At 63.4% G+C, this 505-nt stretch carries 1 protein-coding gene; it reads right to left on the bottom strand.

Annotated features, from left to right (window positions below; all coding sequences use genetic code 11):
* A partial coding sequence (locus C1638_RS22065) for an FAD-binding oxidoreductase (protein ID WP_133247237.1) occupies positions 1-486 on the bottom strand: 486 nt, incomplete at its 3' end.
* Between the last annotated feature and the right edge of the window lie 19 nt (positions 487-505).

Here is a 505-nt window from a genome sequence, read left to right as displayed (position 1 = left end):
GTTACGGGTCATGCCGTAGCGAATGACCTTGATCCCGCCGGCATTGGTGCCGATATTGCCGCCGATCTGGCTGGAACCGGAAGAAGCGAAGTCAACCGGGTAGTACAGGCCGTTTTCCTCGGCGAAGGTCTGCAGTTGCTTGGTAACCACGCCCGGCTGGCAGACTACGGTGCGGTCGAAGGCATTGAAGTCGAGTATCCGGTTCATGTAGTCGAAGGCCACCACGACTTCGCCGTTGGCCGCCACGGCCGCGGCGGAGAGCCCGGTACGACCGCCCGACGGGACCAGACCGACCTTGTGCTGGTTGGCCCAGCGGACGATCGCCTGGACCTGCTCGACGCTCTTGGGGAACACGATGGCCAGCGGCGCAGGGGCGAAATGCTTGGTCCAGTCCTTGCCGTAGGCGTCCAGGGAGGCGGCGTCGTCGAGCAGCTTGCCAGGCTCGACCAGGGGCTTGAGCGATTCGATCAGGGCTTCGCGGGTCATTCGGGAACTCTCAAATGAT

This window comes from Chryseobacterium oncorhynchi (genome assembly GCF_002899895.1).
GTDB lineage: Bacteria > Bacteroidota > Bacteroidia > Flavobacteriales > Weeksellaceae > Chryseobacterium > Chryseobacterium oncorhynchi.
This window is presented reverse-complemented; position numbering and strand designations above follow the sequence as displayed.